Annotated in this window: 23 protein-coding genes; 16 read left to right on the top strand and 7 right to left on the bottom strand. The window is 38.8% G+C overall.

The annotated features are described in order from the left end of the window. A partial coding sequence (locus LBH98_09680) for a hypothetical protein (protein ID MDR0305016.1) occupies nt 1-214 on the bottom strand: 214 nt, incomplete at its 3' end. A gap of 199 nt (nt 215-413) precedes the next feature. On the opposite strand from LBH98_09680, the gene LBH98_09675 reads away from it, so the two are divergent. After that, complete coding sequence (locus LBH98_09675) at nt 414-1,925, top strand: glycine hydroxymethyltransferase (protein ID MDR0305015.1); 1,512 nt, start codon at nt 414-416, stop codon at nt 1,923-1,925. Between the two features lie 24 nt (nt 1,926-1,949). Here the strand turns inward: LBH98_09675 and tadA are convergent, their stop codons facing one another. Further along, the gene (gene tadA, locus LBH98_09670) at nt 1,950-3,845 is read right to left on the bottom strand and encodes a Flp pilus assembly complex ATPase component TadA (protein ID MDR0305014.1); all 1,896 of its coding nucleotides are present in this window, start codon (nt 3,843-3,845) and stop codon (nt 1,950-1,952) included. 160 nt (nt 3,846-4,005) lie between these two features. Here tadA and LBH98_09665 point away from each other — a divergent pair, with 160 nt between their 5' ends. After that, on the top strand, nt 4,006-6,234 hold the full coding sequence (locus tag LBH98_09665; GenBank protein ID MDR0305013.1) for a patatin-like phospholipase family protein: 2,229 nt from the start codon (nt 4,006-4,008) through the stop codon (nt 6,232-6,234). Between the two features lie 105 nt (nt 6,235-6,339). Next, entirely contained in the window at nt 6,340-7,284 is a 945-nt protein-coding gene (locus LBH98_09660; protein MDR0305012.1) for a GDP-L-fucose synthase, read from the top strand. Nucleotides 7,285-7,291: 7 nt separating this feature from the next. Here the strand turns inward: LBH98_09660 and trpS are convergent, their stop codons facing one another. After that, on the bottom strand, nt 7,292-8,287 hold the full coding sequence (gene trpS / locus LBH98_09655; GenBank protein ID MDR0305011.1) for a tryptophan--tRNA ligase: 996 nt from the start codon (nt 8,285-8,287) through the stop codon (nt 7,292-7,294). Nucleotides 8,288-8,700: 413 nt separating this feature from the next. On the opposite strand from trpS, the gene LBH98_09650 reads away from it, so the two are divergent. The 12 genes from LBH98_09650 (at nt 8,701) to folP (ending at nt 19,073) form a co-directional block, all read left to right on the top strand. Then, nucleotides 8,701-8,859 carry a hypothetical protein gene (locus LBH98_09650; protein ID MDR0305010.1) on the top strand — a complete coding sequence of 53 codons (159 nt, stop codon included), beginning with the start codon at nt 8,701-8,703 and terminating at the stop codon, nt 8,857-8,859. A 190-nt stretch (nt 8,860-9,049) separates the two neighbouring features. Continuing rightward, entirely contained in the window at nt 9,050-9,196 is a 147-nt protein-coding gene (locus LBH98_09645) for a hypothetical protein (protein ID MDR0305009.1), read from the top strand. A gap of 199 nt (nt 9,197-9,395) precedes the next feature. Next, complete coding sequence (locus LBH98_09640; protein MDR0305008.1) at nt 9,396-9,782, top strand: hypothetical protein; 387 nt, start codon at nt 9,396-9,398, stop codon at nt 9,780-9,782. Nucleotides 9,783-10,029: 247 nt separating this feature from the next. Continuing rightward, a complete protein-coding gene (locus LBH98_09635; GenBank protein MDR0305007.1) occupies nt 10,030-10,863 on the top strand; it encodes a 50S ribosomal protein L11 methyltransferase in 834 nt (277 codons plus the stop codon). After that, nucleotides 10,833-11,987 carry an RsmD family RNA methyltransferase gene (locus tag LBH98_09630; GenBank protein MDR0305006.1) on the top strand — a complete coding sequence of 385 codons (1,155 nt, stop codon included), beginning with the start codon at nt 10,833-10,835 and terminating at the stop codon, nt 11,985-11,987. The genes LBH98_09635 and LBH98_09630 overlap by 31 nt, the downstream gene beginning before the upstream one ends. A 110-nt stretch (nt 11,988-12,097) precedes the next feature. After that, entirely contained in the window at nt 12,098-13,009 is a 912-nt protein-coding gene (gene rnhC / locus LBH98_09625; GenBank protein ID MDR0305005.1) for a ribonuclease HIII, read from the top strand. 3 nt (nt 13,010-13,012) lie between these two features. Continuing rightward, nucleotides 13,013-13,495, top strand: coding sequence for a 2-C-methyl-D-erythritol 2,4-cyclodiphosphate synthase (gene ispF / locus LBH98_09620; protein ID MDR0305004.1), 483 nt, complete (start codon nt 13,013-13,015; stop codon nt 13,493-13,495). Between the two features lies 1 nt (nt 13,496). Next, complete coding sequence (locus LBH98_09615; protein MDR0305003.1) at nt 13,497-14,096, top strand: Maf family protein; 600 nt, start codon at nt 13,497-13,499, stop codon at nt 14,094-14,096. 89 nt (nt 14,097-14,185) lie between these two features. Further along, nucleotides 14,186-15,076 carry a helix-turn-helix domain-containing protein gene (locus tag LBH98_09610; GenBank protein ID MDR0305002.1) on the top strand — a complete coding sequence of 297 codons (891 nt, stop codon included), beginning with the start codon at nt 14,186-14,188 and terminating at the stop codon, nt 15,074-15,076. Beyond that, nucleotides 15,076-15,852 carry a TatD family hydrolase gene (locus LBH98_09605; GenBank protein MDR0305001.1) on the top strand — a complete coding sequence of 259 codons (777 nt, stop codon included), beginning with the start codon at nt 15,076-15,078 and terminating at the stop codon, nt 15,850-15,852. Before LBH98_09610 ends, LBH98_09605 begins: the two co-directional genes overlap by 1 nt. A gap of 183 nt (nt 15,853-16,035) precedes the next feature. Next, entirely contained in the window at nt 16,036-18,261 is a 2,226-nt protein-coding gene (gene ftsH, locus LBH98_09600; protein ID MDR0305000.1) for an ATP-dependent zinc metalloprotease FtsH, read from the top strand. Further along, the gene (gene folP / locus LBH98_09595) at nt 18,258-19,073 is read left to right on the top strand and encodes a dihydropteroate synthase (protein ID MDR0304999.1); all 816 of its coding nucleotides are present in this window, start codon (nt 18,258-18,260) and stop codon (nt 19,071-19,073) included. Before ftsH ends, folP begins: the two co-directional genes overlap by 4 nt. Nucleotides 19,074-19,129: 56 nt before the next feature. Here folP and LBH98_09590 read toward each other — a convergent pair whose 3' ends face one another. Both LBH98_09590 and LBH98_09585 read right to left on the bottom strand, forming a co-directional pair. Then, nucleotides 19,130-20,455 carry a polysaccharide deacetylase family protein gene (locus tag LBH98_09590; GenBank protein MDR0304998.1) on the bottom strand — a complete coding sequence of 442 codons (1,326 nt, stop codon included), beginning with the start codon at nt 20,453-20,455 and terminating at the stop codon, nt 19,130-19,132. A gap of 71 nt (nt 20,456-20,526) precedes the next feature. Continuing rightward, nucleotides 20,527-21,510, bottom strand: coding sequence for an ABC transporter permease (locus LBH98_09585; protein ID MDR0304997.1), 984 nt, complete (start codon nt 21,508-21,510; stop codon nt 20,527-20,529). 96 nt (nt 21,511-21,606) lie between these two features. Between LBH98_09585 and LBH98_09580 the strand changes: the two genes are divergently transcribed. Beyond that, a complete protein-coding gene (locus LBH98_09580; protein ID MDR0304996.1) occupies nt 21,607-22,263 on the top strand; it encodes a hypothetical protein in 657 nt (218 codons plus the stop codon). A gap of 42 nt (nt 22,264-22,305) precedes the next feature. On the opposite strand, the gene LBH98_09575 is transcribed toward LBH98_09580, so the two are convergent. Both LBH98_09575 and LBH98_09570 read right to left on the bottom strand, forming a co-directional pair. After that, nucleotides 22,306-23,088, bottom strand: a complete 783-nt coding sequence (locus LBH98_09575; protein ID MDR0304995.1) for a hypothetical protein — start codon at nt 23,086-23,088, stop codon at nt 22,306-22,308. Nucleotides 23,089-23,227: 139 nt separating this feature from the next. Then, a partial coding sequence (locus LBH98_09570) for a hypothetical protein (GenBank protein ID MDR0304994.1) occupies nt 23,228-23,896 on the bottom strand: 669 nt, incomplete at its 5' end.

Genomic DNA, 23,896 nt, shown 5'->3' with positions numbered 1-23,896 from the left:
TAAAATAGTTATAATAAGAAAAAAAAAATAAAAACAAACATATGACGCGGTGGTAGAGAGGGGTTAGGATGGTGGGGGGGGGGGGGGGGGGGGGGGGGGGGGGGGAGGCGAATCCTAATTTGGAATTTAATTTCGCCGCTATATGTGCGTGAACAGTCCGCACTGCGTTAAAAAGCATAAGGAAAAATGATTTTGTTTTTGACGTTTCGCTCATTGCCGCCGCGCTTCTTGTTTATATCTGCGTTCATTATTATTATAAATAAAATAATATTTGTTTTATAACGTTCGTCTGAATTTTTTATTTTTTTGAATTTTTGTTTATACGTAAATTCTTCTTTATTTGCCGTAATCGGTTTCGCTAAATAGTATTTTCTTCTTAAAAAATTAACAAAAAATTCTCAAAAGGATAAAAAATGAGCGCGTTACAAGAGTATATTTTAAGTAAAAAAAATCAGGAATTGGACGCGGGAGCGGTTGCGTACGTCGCAAATCTTGAAAAAACGGCGCAGGTAAATCCCGACATAGCAAAGGCGATAATCGGAGAATTGGAATTTCAAAGAACGCGCCTAAAACTTATCGCGAGCGAGAATTACTGTTCGCTTTCTTCACAACTTACGATGGGAAATTTACTGACCGACAAATATGCCGAAGGTTTTCCGTTTTCACGCTTTTACGAAGGTTGCGATAACGTAGATACAATCGAAAGCATCGCCGTAGAAAAGGCGAAAGAACTGTTTGGAGCGCAGCACGCGTTTGTTCAGCCGCATAGCGGCGCCGATGCGAATATGGTAGCGTTTTGGGGAATTCTGCAAGCGAAAATCGCGGTTGTCGAGGCGGAAAAACTCCCCGTAAAAAATCCGCTCGCAATGTCTCACGACGATTGGGAAAAAATTCGTGTTATTCTTGGAAATCAAAAACTTCTCGGCTTGGATTTGTCTGCGGGCGGACACCTTACTCACGGCTACAGGCTCAATATTTCGGGACGAATGTTTGACGCGTATTCTTACGGCGTGAGCGAAAAAGACGGACTTTTGGATTATGACGAAATTGAAAAAAAGGCTATGGAAATTAAGCCGTTGATTTTACTTGCGGGATATTCGGCTTATCCTCGTAAAATAAATTTCAAAAAATTTCGTGAAATAGCCGACAAATCCGGCGCGGTTTTGATGGTGGATATGGCGCATTTTGCCGGACTTGTCGCCGGAAAAGTTTTTGAAGGAGAATTTGACCCTGTAAAATGGGCGGACGTAGTGACTACGACGACTCACAAAACGCTTCGAGGTCCGCGCGGCGGAATAGTTTTGTGCAAAAAAGAATTTGCAGAGTTTATGGACAAGGGTTGCCCGCTTGTTTTGGGCGGACCGCTCGCTCACGTTATGGCGGCGAAGGCTATCGCTTTCACAGAAGCGTTAAAACCGGAGTTTCGCGAGTATGCAAAAAAAATCGTCTCAAACTCAAAATCGCTGGCGCAGGCGTGCAAAGACGAAGGAATGGAGGTAGTTTCCGGCGGAACGGATAATCATTTATTTTTGATTGACGCGGTGAAATCTTTTGGGCTTTCGGGGCGACAGGCGGCAGGCGCATTGTTTGAATGCGGGGTTACGCTAAACAAAAATTCGATTCCTTTCGACAAGGAAAACGCTATGATAACGAGCGGGCTTCGTGTCGGTACGGCGGCGGTTTCAACGCTTGGAATGGGGGAATATGAAATGAAAGAAATTGCGAAAATCTTTTCGCTTATTCTCAGAAATACCAAAGCGGGAGTCGTAGAAAAAGGCGAAAATGCGGGCAAGCCGAGTAAAATTTCTTACATAATCGATGAAAAAATTAAAGTTGAAGCGAAAGAAAAAGTGAAATCGCTCTTGGCTAAATTCGTTTTATATCCGGAACTTGATTTGGAATTTTTGAAAAAGCGTTTTGGGTAGAAATTGTGTCGCCGCTTACAGATTTTATGTGTTTTCCTGCGTCGCTCCCAAAACTTGTTCCAGCGTAGTTTCACCTTTGAGAACTTTTATCAACCCGTCGCGGCGAAGCGTACTAAAGTCGCCTCTCTTTACCATATAATCCTTAATTTCATCGGATTCCGCCTTTCCTATAATCATTTTTTGAACTTGGCGGTCGGGGATAAGGAGTTCAAAAATACCCATTCGACCTTTATAGCCGGTATTATTACAACGGCGGCATCCTTTTCCGCGATATAATTTTACGCCTGCTTTCAAGCCGACTTTATACAAAACTTCCGGTTCCGGTTCAAATTCCTCTTTGCATGCGGAACAAACTCTTCTCACGAGCCGTTGCGCCAATACTCCGCGAACCGTAGAACTTACTAAATATGATTGTACGCCCATATCAAGCAAACGGGTGAACGCGGAGGCGGAGTCGTTGGTGTGCAAAGTCGAAAACACGACGTGCCCCGTAAGCGCCGCCTGAACAGCCATTTCGCCCGTTTCGACGTCTCGCATTTCTCCCACCATTATTATATCAGGGTCTTGACGTAAAATAGAACGCATACCCGAAGCGAAAGTAAATCCGGCTTTAACGTTTATCTGTCCTTGCGTAATACCCTCAACATTGCTTTCGACAGGATCTTCCATCGTAATGATATTTTTTTTATACTCGTAATGACGGTTGATAAATTCAAGAGCGGCGTAAAGCGTCGAAGATTTACCGCTTCCCGTCGGTCCGGTTACTAAAATAATGCCGTCGGGGATCTGTATCAATTCTTCAAATTTATCGTACATCGCCTGACCGAAACCTAATTGCGGAAGCGTAAACTGCTTCCCTTCTGCGTCGATAATACGTAAAACTATCTTTTCCGATTGCACTTGACGTGTTAACGACGGGAAAGACGATACGCGCAAATCCACCATTCGCGCCTGGTGTTTAATTCTTATCCGCCCGTCTTGAGGTTTTCTTTTTTCGGCAATATCCATCCCGCCTTGAATTTTAAGACGGGAAATAACCTGCGGGCGAATAGTCGCCGGCAACTCTTGAATCGTCTGCAAATCGCCGTCTATACGATAGCGAACGCGATAACCGTTGCTTGTCGGTTCCAAATGTATATCGGAAGCGTCTTTTTCTATAGCTTCGTGAATTATCATATTCACAATATTTACAACTTGTGCGCCTTCTTCGTCCGATAAAAGTTCTTTTTCTTCTTCGTCGCTGATGATTTCAAGAGTAGCGTTTTCGCCTTCCACTCTTTGCAGAATATCGTGAAGTTGTTTTTGTTTGTCTTCATAAACTCTTGTAATTGCAGATAAGATTTGTTTCTCGGAAGTCATAACTACGTCTATATTTTTTCCGGTAACGAATTTTATGTGGTCGATAGTTCTTAAATCGGTCGGGTCCGTCATTGCAATGGTAATCATATCGTTTTGTTCATATATTGGAATGATTTTATACCTTTTACACATTTCTTCCGTTATCAACGCCGTAAGTTGCGGATTTATTTTTACTCCGTCAAGTATTACATGCTGAACGTCAAGCTGCGCGCCCAAAATATCAATAAGTTTGGATTCGGTGAGAATCCCCATCGCGATAAGCGTTTCTCCGATTTTTTTCCCGGTGACTTTTTGTTGTTTCAACGCTTCGGCAAGGTGTTCCGGAGTTATAACCCCTTGTTCTATGAGGATATCTCCTATTCTTTTTTTACTGTCAACTTGAACTTGTTCTCCTAAAACAGAACTTAAATCTTCGGTAGATATCGCACCGGAAGAAACTAAAATAGCTGCAAGCGTTTGTCCGGTTATCGCTTGTGTCCTGAAAGCGTTTTCCAACTGCTCTTCGGTTATCAGCCCCATTGACAAAAGAATTTCGCCAAGTTTTTTCCCTCTTCTTTGCATAATTACAAACCACCTTGTACAGTTTTTAGTTTCCTGAACGTATTGTACCAGCATATAAGATAATTTATGCAAATTGAAACAATAGATAAAAGATAACAATTTTTTTATTATTTGCGAAATATTATTTTATTTACAAATGAAGAAAATATCGTTCATACTTTTGCCAGTTTTTATATTTTTGTCGGCAATCACCGTTGTTGCAGAAAAAAAACCGCTTGTACTTTCGCTTTCGGGCGGAGGCGCCAGAGGATTTGCTCATATAGGCGTACTTAAATACTTTGAAGAATGCGGAATAGTTCCGGACACGATTGTCGGAGCAAGTATGGGCGCCATTGTCGCGTCGCTTTATTCGTGCGGATATTCGGCAAACGAGATACATCAAATTTTAAAACCCTTATCAAATCCGAATTATGTTTATTCGTCGGCTTCACAAAATAAATACTCAAAAAACAAGCGCTTCAAAAGCGTTTTTTCTATAAAATTAGACGACAAGTTTTATCCTATTTGGCAAGGATCTTTGGTCAGTCCTTTGCTTTTGGATAATTTAATCGGAGAAAAAATTTTGGACAGTCAGATAAAGAGCGGAGGCGACTTCGATAAACTTTCAATTCCTTTACGTATAGTCACTACCGACGTTTCAGAGGCAAAATCCGTAATACATAAGAACGGCGATATTTTGCAATTGGTCAAAGCCAGTTCTGCGGTTCCTGGGGTTATGATCCCCGTAAAAATCGGAAGTAATTGGCATATTGACGGCGGCTTAAAAGCAAATATTCCGCTTTTAGAGAATACGGAAAACGAATTCACGGCGGTAGTTGATGTTACCACAAAAGAAGATAAAAAAGAAAAAATATACTCTATTTTCGACGCTCTTACAATGTCGATAACCGTCGGAATGAAAGAAGCTGAAGCCAATAATTCCCATCTTGCCGATATTATAATCTCTCCGCTTGCGGGCATGTCTATAAAAAATAATGATTTTTACCTTTTAGATTCTATTGTGAAATTAGGATACGAGGAAGCAAAAAAAACGATGGAAATTTCAAAAGAATTAAACGACTATAAAAATATCAATGAAATTCCCGAAAATAAAATAAACGATAATATTTTTGTTAAAAACATTTCAATTGAAGGGGCGAATAATAAAAAAGAACGGTATTTACATAGAGTTTTTGATGATTATTTGAACAAAGAAATAAGTATTAAAAAATTAAACGACATTACAAAATTTTTAAATAACCGTGAAATTTTTGATGAGTTTTATTTTACCCAAACAGGCGACTTGCTCATTGCAAAAGTCAAAGAAAAAGAAAAACTTTCGTTTGATATAGGCATTAGATTCGACAACGTTAATCTTACAGAAATAATAATCGCTCCGCAATACAATGATATTTTTGACTGTGGAATTTCGGTTACAGGAAAATTTCAGGTAGGATTTTTACGCAGGAAAATTGTCGGCGGTATTTTGTGGGACGTTCCTACTAAGGACAAATTTAATTTATCGTTTAGTTTTGACGGGCATATATTGTCGCAGCGGTTAATTTCACGCCAAGTTGATGATACTACCGACGCAAACAAACCTGTTATTTATTACTCGGAAAACGATATTTCTAAAAACGGGATAGATTTCGTTTCAAGATTAGGTTTTACCAATAACGTTTCGTTTTTAGCAGGATTTTACTATGACAAGTATAAAAAACGAGAATCCGCTAATTCCAATATTTTTTTTGATTTTGACGCATACAAAAATAAAATTGAAATGTTTGTCGCCGGAATAGAAAGCGACTACAGGAACGATGAATATTTTCCGACAACGGGCGGTATGCAAAATTTACACTTTTGGATGTCCGATAAATTGTTCGGAAGCAATGAAAGTTTTTTTTCTATTAACGGGCATAATTCTTTTGTAATTCCCGTAGGCGGCCAAATCGTTATAATCCCCAGTATAAATTACGCGTGGGCGAACAAACGATTGCCGTTAATGATTAAACATAATATCAACGGTGAACGATATAACGAATTTATTTCGTCGTCGGACATTTTTAAAACAGTAAATTTTGCCGGACTTGAAAAAATAAATGTTTTTGCAGATAATATTTTTGTATCCGAATTGTGTTTTAGGTATCAATTTATATGCGGATTGCCATTTTATGCGCTGTTTTATGCCGATTATGGAAATTTGTTAAATTATGACGACTTTGGCGAATTAAAAACAGACAAAAGTTTCTTTTATGACGCTCCCATAGGAATTGAAGTAGAATTGGCGCTGCAAACGTTTGCCGGACCTGTCCGTTTTTCGTGGAGCAGAATTGTCAGAGGTGAATTTAACGAAAACGCGAATATTAACAAAAAAAACGTCTTCAAGTTTTCCGCCGGATTTGATTTCTGAGAAAATTCACAATTCATATTTTTCAAGTTTTTCTCCGTTTGATAATTCGGAGAATACTATTTTTCTTTAGCTTTCGGCGGTAAAACTTATATATAGGGAGAATTTATGGAGAAATCGGCGAAAATATTTGTTGCGGGGCATCGTGGAATGGTCGGCGGCGCTATTTTGAGGAAACTTAAAGATAGCGGATTTTCAAACATAATTACAAAAACGCATGATGAATTGGATATTACAAATCAACAAGCGGTCGATAATTTTTTTGAAAAAGAAAGCCCAAAATACGTATTCTTAGCCGCGGCGAAAGTCGGCGGAATCTATGCGAATAACGTTTATCGTTACGATTTTATTTACCAAAATTTGATGATTGCAAGTAATGTTATTGAAGCGTCGCGAAAGTTCGGTGTAAAAAAGTTGCTGAATTTAGGTTCGTCTTGCATTTATCCCAAATTCGCTCCTCAACCGATAAAAGAAAATTCGCTTCTCACAGGCGAATTGGAGCAAACGAACGAGCCGTATGCGATTGCAAAAATTACTGCGATTAAACTTTGCCAAAGTGCAAATCGCCAATACGGTACGGATTTTATTTCGGCGATGCCCACAAATTTGTACGGAATAGGCGATAATTACCACAAAGAAAACTCGCACGTACTTCCGGCGTTAATCCGTAGATTTCACGAAGCAAAAGCGGCAAATTCCGCCGAAGTCGTCGTGTGGGGCGGCGGAACGCCTTTACGGGAATTTTTATTTGCCGACGACATTGCAGACGCCTGTCTGTTTTTGATGGATAATTATTCCGGCGAATTGCATGTAAATGTCGGTTCGGGTAAAGAAATTACAATTAAAGAACTTGCCGAGACGATAAAACGCATTGTCGGGTTTTCGGGAAATTTGGTTTGGGACAAATCCAAGCCGGACGGAACCCCGCGAAAACTTATGGATTCGTCGTTTTTGCGCAATCTCGGCTGGCGGCCTAAAGTAGATTTTGAAGAAGGAATTAAAATTGCTTATGATGATTTTTTGAACAGATTTTCTGCTGAATTTGAAAAATAGTCGTCATTTATATTCCTATTTCTCTGCGTAAAAAAGCTATTTTTTTAGACGAGATTTCTCTTGCTTTTTCCGCTCCATGCGCAAGAATTTTGTCTATTTTTGATTTATCCGCCATCAAGTCGTCGTAAATTTCCCGCATAGGTTTAATTACGGCGTTCATTGCTTCAAACAATTCCTGTTTCGCTTCACCCCAGCCCATTCCTCCTTTGCGATAACGTTTAGCAAGAGCGTCTTGTTTTTCTTTGTCCGCAAAGAGTTTGTAAAGAGAAAAAACGTTGCAATTGTCAGGGTCTTTAGGCTCGCTTATATCTTGCGAATTTGTAACTATTTTCATCACGATTTTTCGCAGTTGTTTTTCCGGAACAAAAATCGGAATGGCGTTATTGTAACTTTTGCTCATTTTTCGTCCGTCAAGTCCCAAAACGCTTTCGTTTACGCCGTCGTAAACGCCGTCGGGAATTACAAAAAGGGTTTTTTTGTAATTACTGTTTAACGCTTGTGCGATATCCGCCGCCATTTCTACGTGCTGTTTTTGGTCGCGTCCTACTGGAACAAAATCCGAATCGAAAATAAGAATATCCGCCGCCATTAAAATAGGATACGTAAAAAGTCCCATATTTATATTATGGTCGGGATCGTTTTTGTTTTCTTTATTCGCGTCCGTTGCCGCTTTGTATGCGTGTGCGCGATTCATAAGCCCTTTTGAAGTGAAAGCCGTAAGAATCGTTGTAAGTTCAAATATTTCGGGAATGTCGCTTTGACGGTAAAACAAAACGTTTTCGTAGTCTAACCCGCATGAAAGCCAAGCGGCGGCGACTTCATACGTTAAATCTCGTAATTCCTGTGGATTTTTTATCGTGTTGAGCGCGTGATAGTCGGCTATAAAGTATCTTGCCTCGTATTTTTGCGCCAACTGTAAAGCGGGTTTAATCGCTCCGAAATAATTTCCCAAATGCGGCATTCCGGTAGGTTTTATTCCGGTCAGCGAAATTTTTCTTCCCATAAATACAGAACCTCTATTGAAATTTTTTAGTAAAAAAATATTATTTATCCGAATGAAATAAAGAAATTTTATTAAATAATTGTAAGTTTTGCCGTAAAAATAAAAACCTTGCATTGAGACTTATGAGATACGTCGTCGATTCAGATAAAATAAAAGAGGATATGTTAAAACATTCTCTTTATAATATTAAACCTCGAATACTTATTTAACAGTTAAGACATTGGCAGATATACGTTGAAGAATAACGCCGCAGACGCCATTTTTGCGACAAGACTGCAAAGAACGGCGTAATTTTACAGTATTCGTAAAAACCGCTTAAAAATTAACTGCTTTTTTACCTCTTCATAATAAGTCTTTGACGTATACATTGTAATTTTTAACCGAAACGTAACAGTAACTTAAAAGGAGGGAAAATGGATAATGAAAGAGGCGAAAGACCGACAACTTTGAAAATGGCTGCGATTAAATCCAATATGTCTGTCATAGATTATTGGAAACGTATTAAAAATGTCGGGAAAAAAGCACAAATTTACAACACTGAAAAGCTGTATGAATTACGTTTATTTTTATAAAATACTTTAGATTTATTGCGAAATTAACGTAACGATAGGTTTAGAATGCGCTTTTGGCACTGTTTTTGGCGCAACAAGATTTTGATAGAAACATATTTTATAAATCCCCTTGCATTTCTCCAAAACAAATACTATATTTATTAAACGATGGGATAGATAAAATCTTTAAATTAAGATTATGGGGATTGAAATGAACAAAACGGCGGCGGCAAAAAATATTTTCTCTTTGCTTTTTAGAACGATGCGGATAGGTTACGCGCTTATATCTGCAAAGTTTAATTACGCGTTGAGTTTCGTCCCCCCCCCTCCCTATCAAATTCCGTGCCATACCGTTTAAAAAGCGGAAATGTCGGCTTAAATTATCGTTAATTAATCATTTTCGTCAATTTGACGTTTCAAAAATAACCTTTGGCTTTACTTACACGCCGTTCGTTTCTACACGTCCGGCTTTTTGTTTTATATCGTTTCGCCTTACTTTCGGAAGTAAAACGGTTTTACTTCATATATAACAGTTAAACCTTGTTGAAGGGGGTTTTATGAGTCAGATTTCTTTTAAGAAAATTACCGCATGGTTGGTAAGCGTGTTGATGGTGTTGTGTGTTATGACGTTTGTCGGTTGCAGCAAGGATGACGACAATAACGGCGGCGGTCCTGCAGGGTCTGGCGATTTGGTCGGGACTTGGCAGATTGAGGCGATGGTTGTCGGGAAGATAGACTGGGCGGTATTTAATGCGGACGGAACCGGTCATTATGCTGTCCAAGAAGATGTGTTTTATTGGAGGCTTGACGAAGACGGAACTGTAACAGTCGTTTGGGACCTTGCCGATTTCGACAGCGATACCTACCTTCCAGAGTGGACTGGAACTTTTAAGAACGGCGTTCTTAAAGACGAAACGGGATTTATAACTTATGTAAAAAAGTAAAAATTGTTGTTTTGTAACGTCTTTATCGGCGATTTACATGGTTGAAAGTTTTTACGGACAGGATTACTTTGGTATTTCCAATCGTCCGTAAAGGCTTTCAACCTTAAAACATTATTTATCCTCATCAAAACGTATTTTATATTTTATAAATTTGCCGATTTTCACTTTTTTACAGGCGATAAAAAACTTTTCGGTAAAAACTATAATTTCGTGTTAAATTAAAAATACATATTTAAGAGAGGATTTTATGCCGCAATATTACGCTTTTGACGTGACTGCTTCGCCGCAAAAAGTTGAAAATTTACTTGCCGAGTGTATTGTCGATGGATTCTTGGGGTTTTCGGAAACGGAAACGGATGGAAAAATAAAAATAAACATTTGTTATGACGACAAAGATTGTGCGTTAAACGTGCAAAAACTGCTTTTGCAAAATTACAGCGTTTCACGAGTTGAAGAAATTGAAAACCGCGATTGGAACGAAGAATGGAAAAAGACGATTTCGCCCGTAAAAATTACCGAAAAAATTTGGGTTTCGCCCAAGTGGCTTGAACCTAAAATGCAAAACGGTGAATGTTGGATTAAAATTGAGCCGAAAATGGCGTTTGGTACGGGACATCACGAAACCACGAGAATCGCTGCAAAACTTATTGAAGAAACAGCGGGTGCAAAAACGCTTTTAGACATAGGAACAGGTTCCGGCGTGCTTGCTTTCGCAGCGCAAATTGCCGATTACAAATCAATAACCGGATTAGAAATCGACAAAGATTGTGAAGAAAATTTAGCGCAAAACTTTGAAGACAACAAAGAAAACTCCGACATTCGTTTTATTATCGGCGGACTTGAAAAAGTAAACATGTCGGCAAAATTTGACACTGTTGTTATGAATATGATTAGTTCGCAATCTATGCCGTTACTAAATGATATTTGTAAAATTTTACATAAAGACGGATTTTTACTATGGTCGGGGATTTTGTTTGAAGAACGGGAAAAAATCGTCGAAGAAGCGAAAAAATTCGGCTTTGAACTGCAAAAAGAGATTGTCGAAAACGAATGGTGGGGCGCAAAATTCTTAAAAACGTGAAATTGTCGTGTGAAAAAATGCTTTTCGGCGGACTTGGACTTTGTCGAACTCAAAGCGGAGTCGTGTTTGTCGAAGGGCTTTTGCCCAATGAAAGCGCCGATTGTCAGCAAGTCCGGAAATCGGGCGGAACGCAGGTTTTCAAAGTGCAAGAAATCTTTAAAACGTCTCCGCGTCGAAGAGACTGTTTTTGTAAATATTTTGGGACTTGCGGCGGTTGCGACTGGCAATTTATGGACTATGATTTTCAACGTTCGTGTAAAAAGGAAATTTTTGAAGACGTAATGCGGCGCATAGGTAAAATTTACGATTTTTTACCGCCGGAGATTTTTTCCGCCGATGAAAAGAATTACAGAATTCGTGTAAAATTCAGTATTGACAAAAAAGTGAAAAAATTAGGTTTTTTATCAAAAAAGTCGCATGAAATAATCGACATTGAAAATTGCCCTCTTTTGAGCGAAAATCTTAATGCGTTTTTAGCGGACAGAAACCAAATATTTGAACAAAGTTTGAATTTGAAAGAGATAAAACTTATCGACTGCGGAAACGAAGTCGTATCGTCGCTTAACAAAAAAATCGGTGAAATCTGCGTTGAAAAATATAAATTTGAAGTCAGTTGGAATTCATTTTTTCAGGCAAATAAATTTATTACTCGGACAATGGCGAATTGGTGCGAAAGCAATATTTTTAAATGTGAGAATTTACTTGACGTTTACGGCGGGGTTGGACTTTTTTCGGTGTTTTGCAGCAAAAAAGCAAGAAATATTACACTTTTGGAAGTTGATGAGATTATGGCGAAATCTGCGCAAAAAACTTTTGATAATAACGGGATAAAAAATGCGAAAGCGATTGGTTTGAGCGCAGAAAAATTCTTAAAATCTAAAAATATTAAACCCGACTGCATTATCGTCGATCCGCCTAGAATAGGACTTTCAAAAGAAGTCAGAACCGGCATACGTTCGCTTTCGCCCGAGAAAATCGTTTATGTTTCGTGCGATATTTCTACACAAGCCCGCGATTGCAATTTTTTCGTCAACGAGTGCGGATATAAAATTGAGAAAACGGCGATTTTTGATTGCTATCCTAACACTTTTCACATTGAAAGCGGCGTTATTTTGACGAGATGAAGAAATTTTGCAATTTTATACTTTTTTATCTTTTATCAACTATTTACGTCAAAATAATACTATATTCACGCAAAATATTTTAGAACATTAAAATTAAAACGGATGAAAACATGAAATATTCGTCAATAAAGCAATTAGAAGAAAAACTTTGTGAAATAGAGCCGTCCCTTGTTAAACACGGTATATTTTTTGAAAAAATAAAAGATATCCCGTATGGCGTTCAATTATCTGTAAAGGGGCAAGAAGACGATGGAAAAGTTTCCGTTTATTATTCTCCCAAAAAAAACAGTCTATCGCTTGTAGAAATTAAATGCGGCGATGCAACTAGAAAATTTGTTTATAGCGTCGAAGATAAGCCGCCGTTTTCACTGGAGGATGCGGATTTTCAAGCGCATTTTGGTTCTGACGAAGCCGGTAAAGGCGATTTTTTCGGCCCGCTTGTAACTGCGGGGTTTTTTATTGATTCTACAAAAACGCAAGAGGAATTGATAAAAATCGGCGTTTGCGACAGTAAAAAATTAAACGACAAAAGAGTCGCTGAAATTGCGAAGATTCTTCTTTTAAGATATGGGCGCAATATTTCAATCGTTCACCCTTCTGTCGAAAAGTATAATGAAATGTATTCAAAATTCAAAAATTTAAACGTTCTTTTAGGGCTTACTCATGCGATGGTTTTTGATAATCTTAAAGAAAAACATTCCGAAATAAACATTGCGGTTTTTGATAAATTTGCAGACGAATCGTTAGTAACCCGTTTTTTATTGAAATATCCGAAAATGCAAGTCAGTGCGATTGTTCACGGCGAGAATAACGACATTGCGATTGCTGCGGCATCCATAGTGGCGCGAAATTGTTTTGTTGAAAAAGTTGGAATTTTATCGCGAAAATACAAGATGAAAATTCCTTTAGGAGCGGGGAATAACGTAATTGAAATCGGCAGAAAATTTATTTCAAAGCACGGACGCGAAAATCTTAAATTTGTTGCAAAACTACACTTTAAAACTACTGAAAAACTTGGGTGAATTATGATAAAAGTCGCAATTGGACAGGATTCGCATAGATTTGAAACCGAAGATATCACAAAACCGCTTATTTTGGGAGGCGTATTCATTCCTAATGAGACGGGGCTTGAAGGAAACAGCGATGCGGATGTTATTTTGCATGCTCTGACAAACGCGGTTTCGGGAATTACAACGGTTAATATTTTAGGTGCGAAAGCCGACGAATTATGTCTTAAAGAAGGAATAAAAGACAGTAGCGTTTATCTTAAAAAATCCTTAGAATATTTAGGTAATCATAAAATTGTACACGTTTCGTTTTCAATTGAGGCGCAAAAGCCGAAATTAGCGGATTATATTCCGAAAATCCGTGAAAAAATAGCCCAAACGCTTAATATACCGTTGAGCGGCGTTGCGATGACGGCGACTACCGGCGAAAGATTAACTGATTTCGGCAGAGGGCTTGGGATGCAGGTTTTTGTTGTATTAACCGCAGATTATAAAGAATAAGATGTCTTGGAAGCAAAATATAAACGGTCTGATTCTAGCGTCGAAATCACCGCGCCGCAAAGAAATACTTTTGGGGACGGGTATTGATTTTATTGTGGAAACCGTTGATATAGGCGACGAATACAGGTTTTTTGAAAACAAAGAAATTAAAAACGCAATAATATTGCTTGCAAAAGAAAAAGGGAAATTTGTCTGCGAAAAATATCCGGACGTTCCCGTTCTTTCCGCAGACACTGTCGTAGTTTTAAACAAAAATGTGTTGGGAAAACCAAAAAATGCGGCTGATGCAAATATGATGCTTAAAATGCTTTCCGGGAGAAAACATAGTGTCTATACCGCGGTAAATTTGGCTTGTAAAAAAATTAATTTTAACGAGAATTTTTTACAAAAAACCGATGTTTGGTTTAGACGTATTGACGACAATGAAATAGAAGAATATCTGAAAAAGGCAAATTTCTCCGACAAGGCGGGAGGCTACGGTATTCAAGAAGACGGAAAATATTTTATAGAAAAAATAAACGGGGATTATTCAAACGTTATGGGACTTCCGATTTGTACAACCATAAATTTATTGAAAAAATACACGGCAAGAATAAAATAATTTCATTTCAATGTGTCAAAAAAGTATTTTTTATGCTTGATATCAATGATAATATGATTATAAGACGGTAAACAGGGGAGGGTGTAGTAATGGAACAGGATAACTGCGACAACAAAGAAAATAATGAAAACAATTCTGTCGAAGACATTGTTGTTAATAAAGAAAAAAAATCAATTGGCAGTATTCTGCGCAAACAAAGAGTATCTTTAGGATTATCGATAGAAAAAATCTCCAGTGATTTAAGAATAAGCAAAAATTATGTTAAGGCGATAGAAGACGATGATTATGAGACGATTCCGGCTGAACCTTATATTAGGGCTTATGTGAAAACTATTGCGGACTTTCTTGCGCTTGATTCGGAAAAACTTATAGAGCAGCTTTCGGAAGAAAGAAGCGAAAAGGTGGAAATCTCCCCGAAAAATTACAAAGAAGATAAAAACATCGGATTAAAAATTCCGTTGAATGTTTCCGAAAATAAAAAAAATGTAAGTTTTATTTTAGTGGCGTTGTTTGTGCTTTTGCTTTTTGTTTTACTATATTTTGGCGCAAACAAAAGTGTTTTGTCGCCGTCCGCCGATCATCATGGAAATAGCCAAGCCGATTCTATTACGCTTGTTTCAGACGAGCAAAATCCTGAAGATCTGGAAGCGATTTCGGGTGACGACGCGCTTGTTCTCCAAGTTCCGGATACGATAGAGATGCAGATACGTGTAATAAAAGATTCTGCGTGGATTGAAATAATCACTGACGGGAAAATATTTGAAAAAGGGCGTCTTATTCGTTCTATGTCAAAAATAATTACGGCGTCCGCTCAAGACAGTATAAACGTTCGTGTCGGCAATTTCTTTGCGACTGATATACAAATAAACGGTAAACAGGTTGAAAAAGCGGGAGCGAGCGGTGTCTGGAAATTTACCAAGGACTCGATAAAAATAATGAGTCTAACCGAATGGGGAAATATAAAAAGGGTTTCTCAATAATGTGGGTTGATACGCATGCTCATCTTGCAAGTGTTTCTTATGACGAATTTATGCAAAAAATAATCGCCGCGAAAACCGCAGGCGTAGTCGGAGTTATTAATGTCGCTACGAATATTGACGAAGCGAAAATCGCTGTAGAACGTACATTTTCAGAGACGCCGATAAAAACGTTTGCCGTTATAGGAGTATGCGTACCTGAGAGCGAAAATTTTTATGAAGATGAAGATTGGATAGAAACTTTAGAAAATTTAGCTTTGTCAGAAAATGTTGTCGCAATAGGAGAAACCGGTATGGACGGATCGCAAAAAAGCGATTATCCGCCGCTTGATAAACAGGCGGTTGTTTTTGACAAACAAATAGCTTTGTCAAAAAAAATAAATAAACCTCTTGTTGTTCATTCAAGAATGCTTGACGAAAAAGTACTTGAAATTTGTGTTTCTCAAGGAATGAAAGACGTTCTTTTTCATTGTTTTACCGGAAGCGCTCAAATGGCGAAAAAAATTACGGATAACGGATATTTTATTTCTTTTTCAGGAATCACTACTTTCAAAAACAGCGGCTTGGACGAAACGATAAAGGCGGTTCCGATTGAACGGATACTTGTGGAAACGGACTCTCCGTGGCTTGCGCCTTCGCCGTTTCGCGGGAAACCGAACGAACCGGCTTTTGTTCGATTTGTCGGTGAAAAGGTTTCGCAAATTTATGGGATAAATAAAGAAAAATTTGCAGAGATTATTCAACAGAATGCTGAGAATTTTTTCGCTGTTTCTTTTTAAATCGAAAAATAAAACAAGGAGTATAAATTGGCAGAACAGAATAAAAACGACGAGCAGAAAAAAACAGACCAGCCGATAAAAATTTCGCTTCCGCCCGAAACAAAAAAACAAAAAAGCCCAAAATCTTTCAATACAATTTTGATTTGGGTGTTAATTATTTCCGGAATTTATCTTTTCACCAAAATGGTAGAAATTGCGGAAACGGCGACGTCGGTAGAGTTAAATTATAGTGAGTTCCAAACGCTTTTGCTGTTAAAAGAAAGCAAGAATATTTTTGATACGTCTTCGGCGGCGGTAATTGAACAGAGAAACGATGGTACGGCAAAACTTTACGGCAGAGTTAACGATAGTACCGTTTTAAGAAAAATCTCATCCGTGAAGGCTTCGGGGACAAACTTTTCGGTAAATCTTCCGTTTGTGGATTCCAAAATTCTTGAAAAATGGGAAGAAGCGGGACTTTCATACGTCTTTAAGGAAAGAAAACAGGGAGTGCTTGAGTTTATAAGCGGAATTTGGCCTATAATATTTTTAATTTTTTTATTTACAATGTTCCGTGGTTTTCAGGGTGCGCAAGGAGGAGTTTTCGGTTTTGGGAAATCACACGTAAAGCAGCATATAATAGATAATAACACAAAAACGTTTGCCGACGTCGCAGGGGTTCAGGAGGCGAAAGACGAGTTGGCGGAAATCGTGGATTTTTTGAAATCGCCTCAAAAATACAAAAAACTCGGCGGGAAAATTCCAAAAGGAGTTTTACTTTTGGGATCGCCGGGGACCGGAAAAACTTTGCTTGCAAAAGCTGTCGCAGGAGAAGCTAAGGTGCCGTTTTTTTCAATGAGCGGTTCGGATTTTGTCGAGATGTTTGTCGGAGTCGGAGCGTCACGTGTACGCGATTTGTTTGAAACGGCGAAAAAACAAGCGCCATGCATAATTTTTATAGACGAAATAGATGCGGTCGGACGTCAACGCGGCGCCGGTATGGGCGGCGGACATGACGAAAGAGAGCAGACGCTCAACCAAATGCTTGTAGAGATGGACGGATTTGAAGAAAATTCGGGCGTTATCGTTGTTGCGGCTACAAACCGTCCCGATGTTTTGGATCCGGCATTGCTTCGCGCCGGAAGGTTTGACAGACAGGTCGTCGTTGATGTTCCGGATGTAAAAGGGCGCGAAGAAATTCTTAAAGTTCATACAAAAAATATACCGATTTCAGATGACGTGAATTTGGAAACGCTTGCCAAAGGGACTCCCGGATTTGTTGGCGCGGATTTGGCGAATTTGGTTAATGAAGCGGCTTTGTTTGCGGCAAGATTTAATCAGGAAAAAGTTACGATGATTGATTTTGAAGAGGCAAAAGATAAAATTTCTATGGGTGCGGAACGTAAAAGTTTAGTGCTTTCGGAAAAAGAGAAAAAAATGACCGCATATCATGAAGCAGGACACGCAATATGTACCATTCATTGCAAAAATGCGGATCCGCTTCATAAGGTTACAATAATCCCGCGCGGCAGGGCTTTGGGAATAACTTACTCTGTTCCAGACGAAGATCGTCATTCATATTCAAAAGAATATATTTTAGATAGAATTTGTGTCGCAATGGGTGGACGAGTAGCGGAAAAAATGATATTTGACAATCTGACAACAGGCGCGGCGAACGATATAAAGGTATCTACGGAACTTGTAAGAAAAATGATTTGTGAATATGGGATGACGGAAATGGGACCAGTCGCTTTTGGCGAAAAAGAAGAACATATTTTCTTAGCGCGTGAAATTAGAAACCATAGAGATTTTTCCGAAAAAACCGCAGAAAACGTTGACGCCCTGCTTAAGGGAATTATGCTTGAGCAGGAAGAGCGCGCTGTAGATATTCTTACCAAAAATCGCGATCAGCTTGAACTTTTGGCGAACGCTCTTATGGAACACGAACTTTTGGATAAAGAAGAAATAGATAAAATTCTTTCCGGCGATATTCTTGAGAAAGCTAAAAAGAGCAGGGATAAAGATATGCCTGTAACCGTAAATTCCGTTCAAGAAGATACGGTAGAAATTTCATCAAACGGGCAGACGCAATATTCAAACGAATGTTTTAACGAAACAATTTTACAAAACCAAAAAGCGATATCTTCTTCACAAAAAATAATAGAAGAAGAAGAAAGTATAATTCTTTTTCTTGAATCACAAATTGTAGAAGAAAAGACAAAAGAGCGGATGGATAAGAAACGGGTTAAATCATTCTTGGAAAGTATAAAAAGAGGACAAAACAAAATAAAATTACATCAAAAAAATATAAAACTTGCAGAAGATATAATCTTTATTTCAAAAACAGCGTTAAAAGCGCTTGATGAAAACGTTTTTTACAGCGAAGAAAAAACAATTAAGAAAGAAGCGGAAGAAAGCGACAAAAAATGAGTCGAAATTTTAGGGTGATGGGTATATTAAATATCACCCCTGATTCTTTTTATGACGGAGGATCGTATTTCGCTTCGACAGATAAAATCATTGCCCGCGCCTTGCAAATTGTAAACGAAGGAGCAGAAATCATTGATATAGGCGGAGAATCGACTCGTCCGGGAAGTCTGCCGGTGGAACTTAACGAAGAACTTGACCGTGTCGTCCCGGCAGTGGAAGAAATACGCAGAAGATTTGATGTTGAAATTTCCATAGACACTCGAAAATCACAAGTGGCTCAAGAGGCTTTATCGGCAGGGGCTAATTGGATAAATGACGTAAGCGCCGGTAGAAACGATGAAAAAATTCTCAAAATTATAGCAAAATACAATGCAACGGCAGTCGTAATGCACAGCCGTGAAAATCCTAGAACAATGCAAAATAATCCGCATTACGACAACGTTTTAGACGACGTGAAAGCGGAATTGAAAGAATCTGTAAAATTTTTTTTAAACGCCGGCGTTTCCAAAGAGAAAATAATACTTGATCCGGGAATTGGTTTTGCAAAAACATACGAAGATAATATGGCTTTAACTGCAGACTTGGATAAAATTTCGTTTGACGGATACCCGATTTTGTATGCCGCGTCAAGAAAACGCTTTTTAGCTCAGGCAATAGGTTCAAATACTCGAAGCCGTTTATGCGGCGGACTTGCGGCGGTTGCGCAAGCGTATTTGTGCGGGGCGACAATATTTCGCGTTCACGACGTTATCGAGACTATTGATTTTTTGAAAGTTTTGAGCAATGTTGCGGGAGACAGGAAAGAAGTCTAAATAAAAAACCGAAGCGGAAATCACTTCGGTTTTTATCGTTTTGCAGTTTCTTTTGCTTATTCGGACTTTTCAGTTGTCGGTTCGGCGGATTGCTGTTCGCTTTCCGAATTTTCCGAATTTTGCTCTCCGACATCACGCATAGGTTTTCTGCCGACCGGTCTTTTATTAACATGATTTCTTACCGGTTCGCCTTTTTCGTCCAAAACCGGCGTGTCGCTAAGCGGAATAGGATTTCTCATCCAGGCGATAAGCGAATGTCCCGTAATAATTCTAACATCCTGATTTTTTATGACGTAGAGTAAAAATTCCTCTATTATTTTTCTCCTCTGCAAATAGTTTCCCGCCGATTTATAATCGCTGTCACGATTTTTCATATAATAATCGGGGTGCATTCCCAAAGTCATAGGCGCGCGATTTCCTTTGTAATGCGTATCAAAAGTATTTTTGAGGGTCGCCAAGCATTCGTTTGCTTTCATCGAAGCGCCTTCCCATGGTTTCGGTGCGTACATGTTATAGTCAAAACCTGTTAAATTTCCCGTTGCGGAGTCAAACCAAGGCGTATTTTTTATGACTCTTGTGCGAAGTCCTTTCTTAAAACCGTATTTTTCAGACAAACTATCGTGCGGTACAATGTAGGAATAAACGGGAATTTCCCACATTCTTGAATTAGGAAATTTTCCTATCGCCTTATATCCCCAATCGTCTTCGCCCGTTGACCATTCCGCCTGCAAACTGTCAATTTCCGCACCGTTTGTTATCTGGTATGGCCAATATCTGTTCATGCCGTTTTGATCCGGCTGCATTCCTTCTTCAATAGAACAGTCATACAAAAAACCTCTTCTTGTCGTCGCCTCAAAAGTCGCTCTGTTATATTCCAAAAACGGCGAACGGAAACCATAAATTTTGCTTCTGGAAATTCCTAAATTTGCGGTTATCGTCAAGTCGTTTGAAATAATTTCGGCATTCCAGCGTTCTACGCTCAAAAGCCGCGGATCCTCGCGCGGTTCTTCAAAGTCGCTGTTGAACCAATGCGAATAAGTGTGGTTTCCGATTTCGTGTCCTGCATCAATCGCTTTTTTCCATGCCTGCCAAACTTTTTTAACGGAAGTGTCCGCCGCTCCCGAATAATTATCCTGCGCGTACCTTCCGTTCACGTAGAAATTCATAAGAACAGGAGAACCGTCGGGGTTTTTAAGTTTACCCAAGAAATCGACAAGCCATAAAATCGTTTCGGCTTCCGAACAATCGTCCGCGCCGATTATCACGAATTGCGGAACGCTTTCTATGGGAAAATCGCCCGGATGAACGGGAGAAGCCTCTCGATAATTCGCCGCAAACAAAACAAATGTAAAACACAATACTATTCCAATTTTTTTAATCATAAAACCCTCCCGTTAAAATTCATTAAATGAAAATAATAATATTCAACAAAGAAATGATAATAATTGTAAATTTAACTTAATTTTACTCTTGGGTCGCAGACGGCAAGTAAAATATCGGCTATTAGATTACCGGCGATAAGCAGTATTCCACTCATCAGCATATCGCCCATAACTAGAAATTGGTCTTGAGCGCGAACCGCTTCAAGCATAACCGCGCCAAGTCCCGGGTAGCCTGTAATAATTTCGGTAAGCGCCGCTCCGGAAAGAAGCGTCGAAAATTCGTATCCAAAAATCGTAATAAGCGGATTTATCGCGTTTCGCAAAGCGTGTTTGTAAATTACTTTGTTTTCGGGCAATCCTTTCGCACGCGCCGTCGTTATGTATCTTTGACGCAATTCTTCGAGCATGTTTCCGCGCATAATTCTCTGCAATCCGGCCATAGAAGCGGTTGCCAAAACAATTCCGGGAACAAGAAGGTGTTTTAACACGTCAAAGAATTTTTGAACGGTCGAAAAGGTTTCGTAATCGGGAGATTTCATTCCGCCAAGCGGCAATTTCCCGACGATAGGGATTTCCGGAGTCACCGAAATCAAGGCTAAAAGAAGCAACGCAAGAAAAAAATTGGGAAAAGAAATTCCAATATATGAAATAAACGAAAAAAATCCGTCAACAGGCTTATATTGATTTGCCGCCGAATAGATTCCCAAAGGAATCGCCACCGTCCAAGTTATAAAAATCGTGAAAAGCGCCAAAATCAGAGTATTTGCCAATCGGCTCAAAATCACCGAAGAAACGTTGTCCTTTTTGAGGAACGAATAACCCATATCTCCGTGTAAAATATTTCTTAACCAATAACCGTATTGCTCAAAAAGCGGTTTGTCTAAATGAAATTTTTTTTCTATGGCGGCTATTGTTTCTTGCGAAACTTGCGGATTCGCCCGATACGGCGCAAGCATGTCGCCAGGCGCGAGTCGAATAAAAAAGAATGAAACAAACGACATGCCCAAAAGAAGCGGGAAAGTCGCAAGGAAACGCTTAAATATATATTTTTTCATTTTTCTATATTTTTGTTTTTGACAATAAGCGAAAATAATTATTTTACAATATAAATAAAGGAATTATATTTTCCGTAACGAAACATTAGGATAAATATGATAAAAAGACGTGAAAAATGCCCGCCGCCCGTCCGTAAAACGAGTAAGTTTAAAATTATTGTTTTTTTGATTCTGACTCCGCTTGTCACATGGTATTCAAAACAATCGTCAAACAATCCTTGGCAAATGCGCAGCGAATATTATTTAGAAAACGATAACGATAATTTTTCTATAGTTTTTTTTGAACAGAACGTTAAAAAAAAAGACGGGGATTTGCGTATTTATTTAAGTGAAAACCCGCCGATTTTCGATACGACCTCTTTTTTTATTTCAAACGATAAACTGCTGAAATACAATACGGATAATCAGACAGATACGATTCGTCATTTATATAGATACGGATGGAGTTTCAGGTTTTTCGTTTGGGGAATCGCCGCTATATCGGACGAAACAAAAATAATTATTTCGTCAAATAACTTTTTTGAAAAAAACGAGCAATGTCCGATTTTATACGACATCTTAATTTCTTCCGCAAATTCGTCGCAGATCAAAAAAGAGCGTTTCTTTTTTCGTCCAAAAATGACGGTATGGTTTACAAACGAGACCGCAATTTCACAGATATCAAACGTTTATATTCCAAAATCAAAAGACAGATTTAGAATAATAAAAAAAGGAGAAAAATTGTTGATTTCATCGAAATCTTCACAACCTTAAAAGCGATGAATTTCGGTAAAACACAATTTGTGAAACAGACTCTTAGCCGACCCATTTTCTTGCTTCCTCAATACTTTCGTTTCCGCGTTTTGCATAGTCGAGTAATTGATCATCGGCAGGTTTTCCTACAGAAAAGTATTTAACCTTCGGGTGGGTTATATAAAATCCGCAAACAGACGAGAGCGGCGACATCATATAGTTTTGGTTTAGAGAAATCTTAACGCTTTCAAAATTAAGAATTTTATCGGCGATTTTCATAATTCTTAAATCGGGAAGCGACGGATAGCCGATTGCGGGACGTATTCCGTTTCGTCCGTTCAAATATTTTGTATGGTAACTTTCACAAAACGCTTCTACGACACGTTCTGAAAGCGACTGATACGTAAGTGAATAATATAAATCGCCGTTTTTAGCCGATTCTTTCGCTTTCTTTTCAAATTCTGCGCCGCTTGTAAGCGCAAAAACCCCGATTTTCTCGCTTGACGAAATAAAATCTGCAAGACAATAATACGGTTCGTCGTTATTTTTTTTGTTTTGTTGTCTTAAACAACGAATCGTAATCGGTTCATTAAAATTTGAGTTTATGCCGGGGAAAATAATTATATTATCGTTTTCGGATTTTGCGTCAAAAAATTCAATTTTCGCTTCACCGCAATAAAAATTTTCATCTTGCAGTTTTTTAAGCAAATCTTTTGCGTTTTGAAACAAATTCTGCGCTTCGTCATTCTTTAAAATTTCGGGATATCTTCCGTTAAATTTCCAAAAACGAAAAAATTCATTCCAATCAATTAAATTTATTATTTCAGATGTGAGTATGTTTTGCATGATTATTACTCCTTTATTTATAACGATAATATACTATCCGGCTATATCGGTAAGACAAAAACGGAGTGCAAATCTCTCCGCACCCCGTTTATTAAATACTGTCCCGTCATTGCGAACGTAGCGAAGCAATCCAGTCCAGTTATCGTTTCACACCCAACTTCGCCGAATACTTATACGTCTTTGCGTTATTTCCTCTCGCTTCGGCGATTATCAGATACGCGCCGTTCGCAACATTTCTACCTGCGCTGTTGGTCAAATCCCACAATATCTCTTTGTTATTTCTGTTCTTGGATTCAAACACCACATTGCCGACGTTGTCATAAACAATAAGGGTAACTTGCGCTTGCTCAGGAGTTTTTACCGAAATCTTTGCAACATCAGATACAACAGCCTTTTCAAGCAAAATACCGTACTTTCTGTCGGACTTCTGCGGTTTGGCGATCGCTATAGGTCCCTCGCGGGTTTCGGTAGTGAAAGTAACAAACAAATCGCTTACCTTTAATACTATCTGTCCATCTTCGGGTTTATAGTTTTGCGCGACAATATCGCTTACCTTCACTGCGACGTTATATTCTCCGTTTTGGAGTAATTCACTCACCGATATTGCACCGCCGTCTCTTACCGAACGCGAAGCCTGCCCGCTTTCTCTTGTGGTAATCTCAAATACGGGTTCTCCGGTTAATACGCCCTTGTCGTCGCTTGTCTTATTTATCGTATCGGTAGCAAAGCCTTTGTAGTCTATTATCGCTTTTAAGGCGTTAATCACATTGCTTACCGAATCTATGCCGCTTCTTGCTACTTCAATCTC

The sequence above is a fragment of the Chitinispirillales bacterium genome (assembly GCA_031254455.1).
GTDB lineage: Bacteria > Fibrobacterota > Chitinivibrionia > Chitinivibrionales > Chitinivibrionaceae > WRFX01.
The sequence above is the reverse complement of the archived record's forward strand: the minus strand, read 5'-3'. Positions and strand labels throughout refer to the sequence as shown.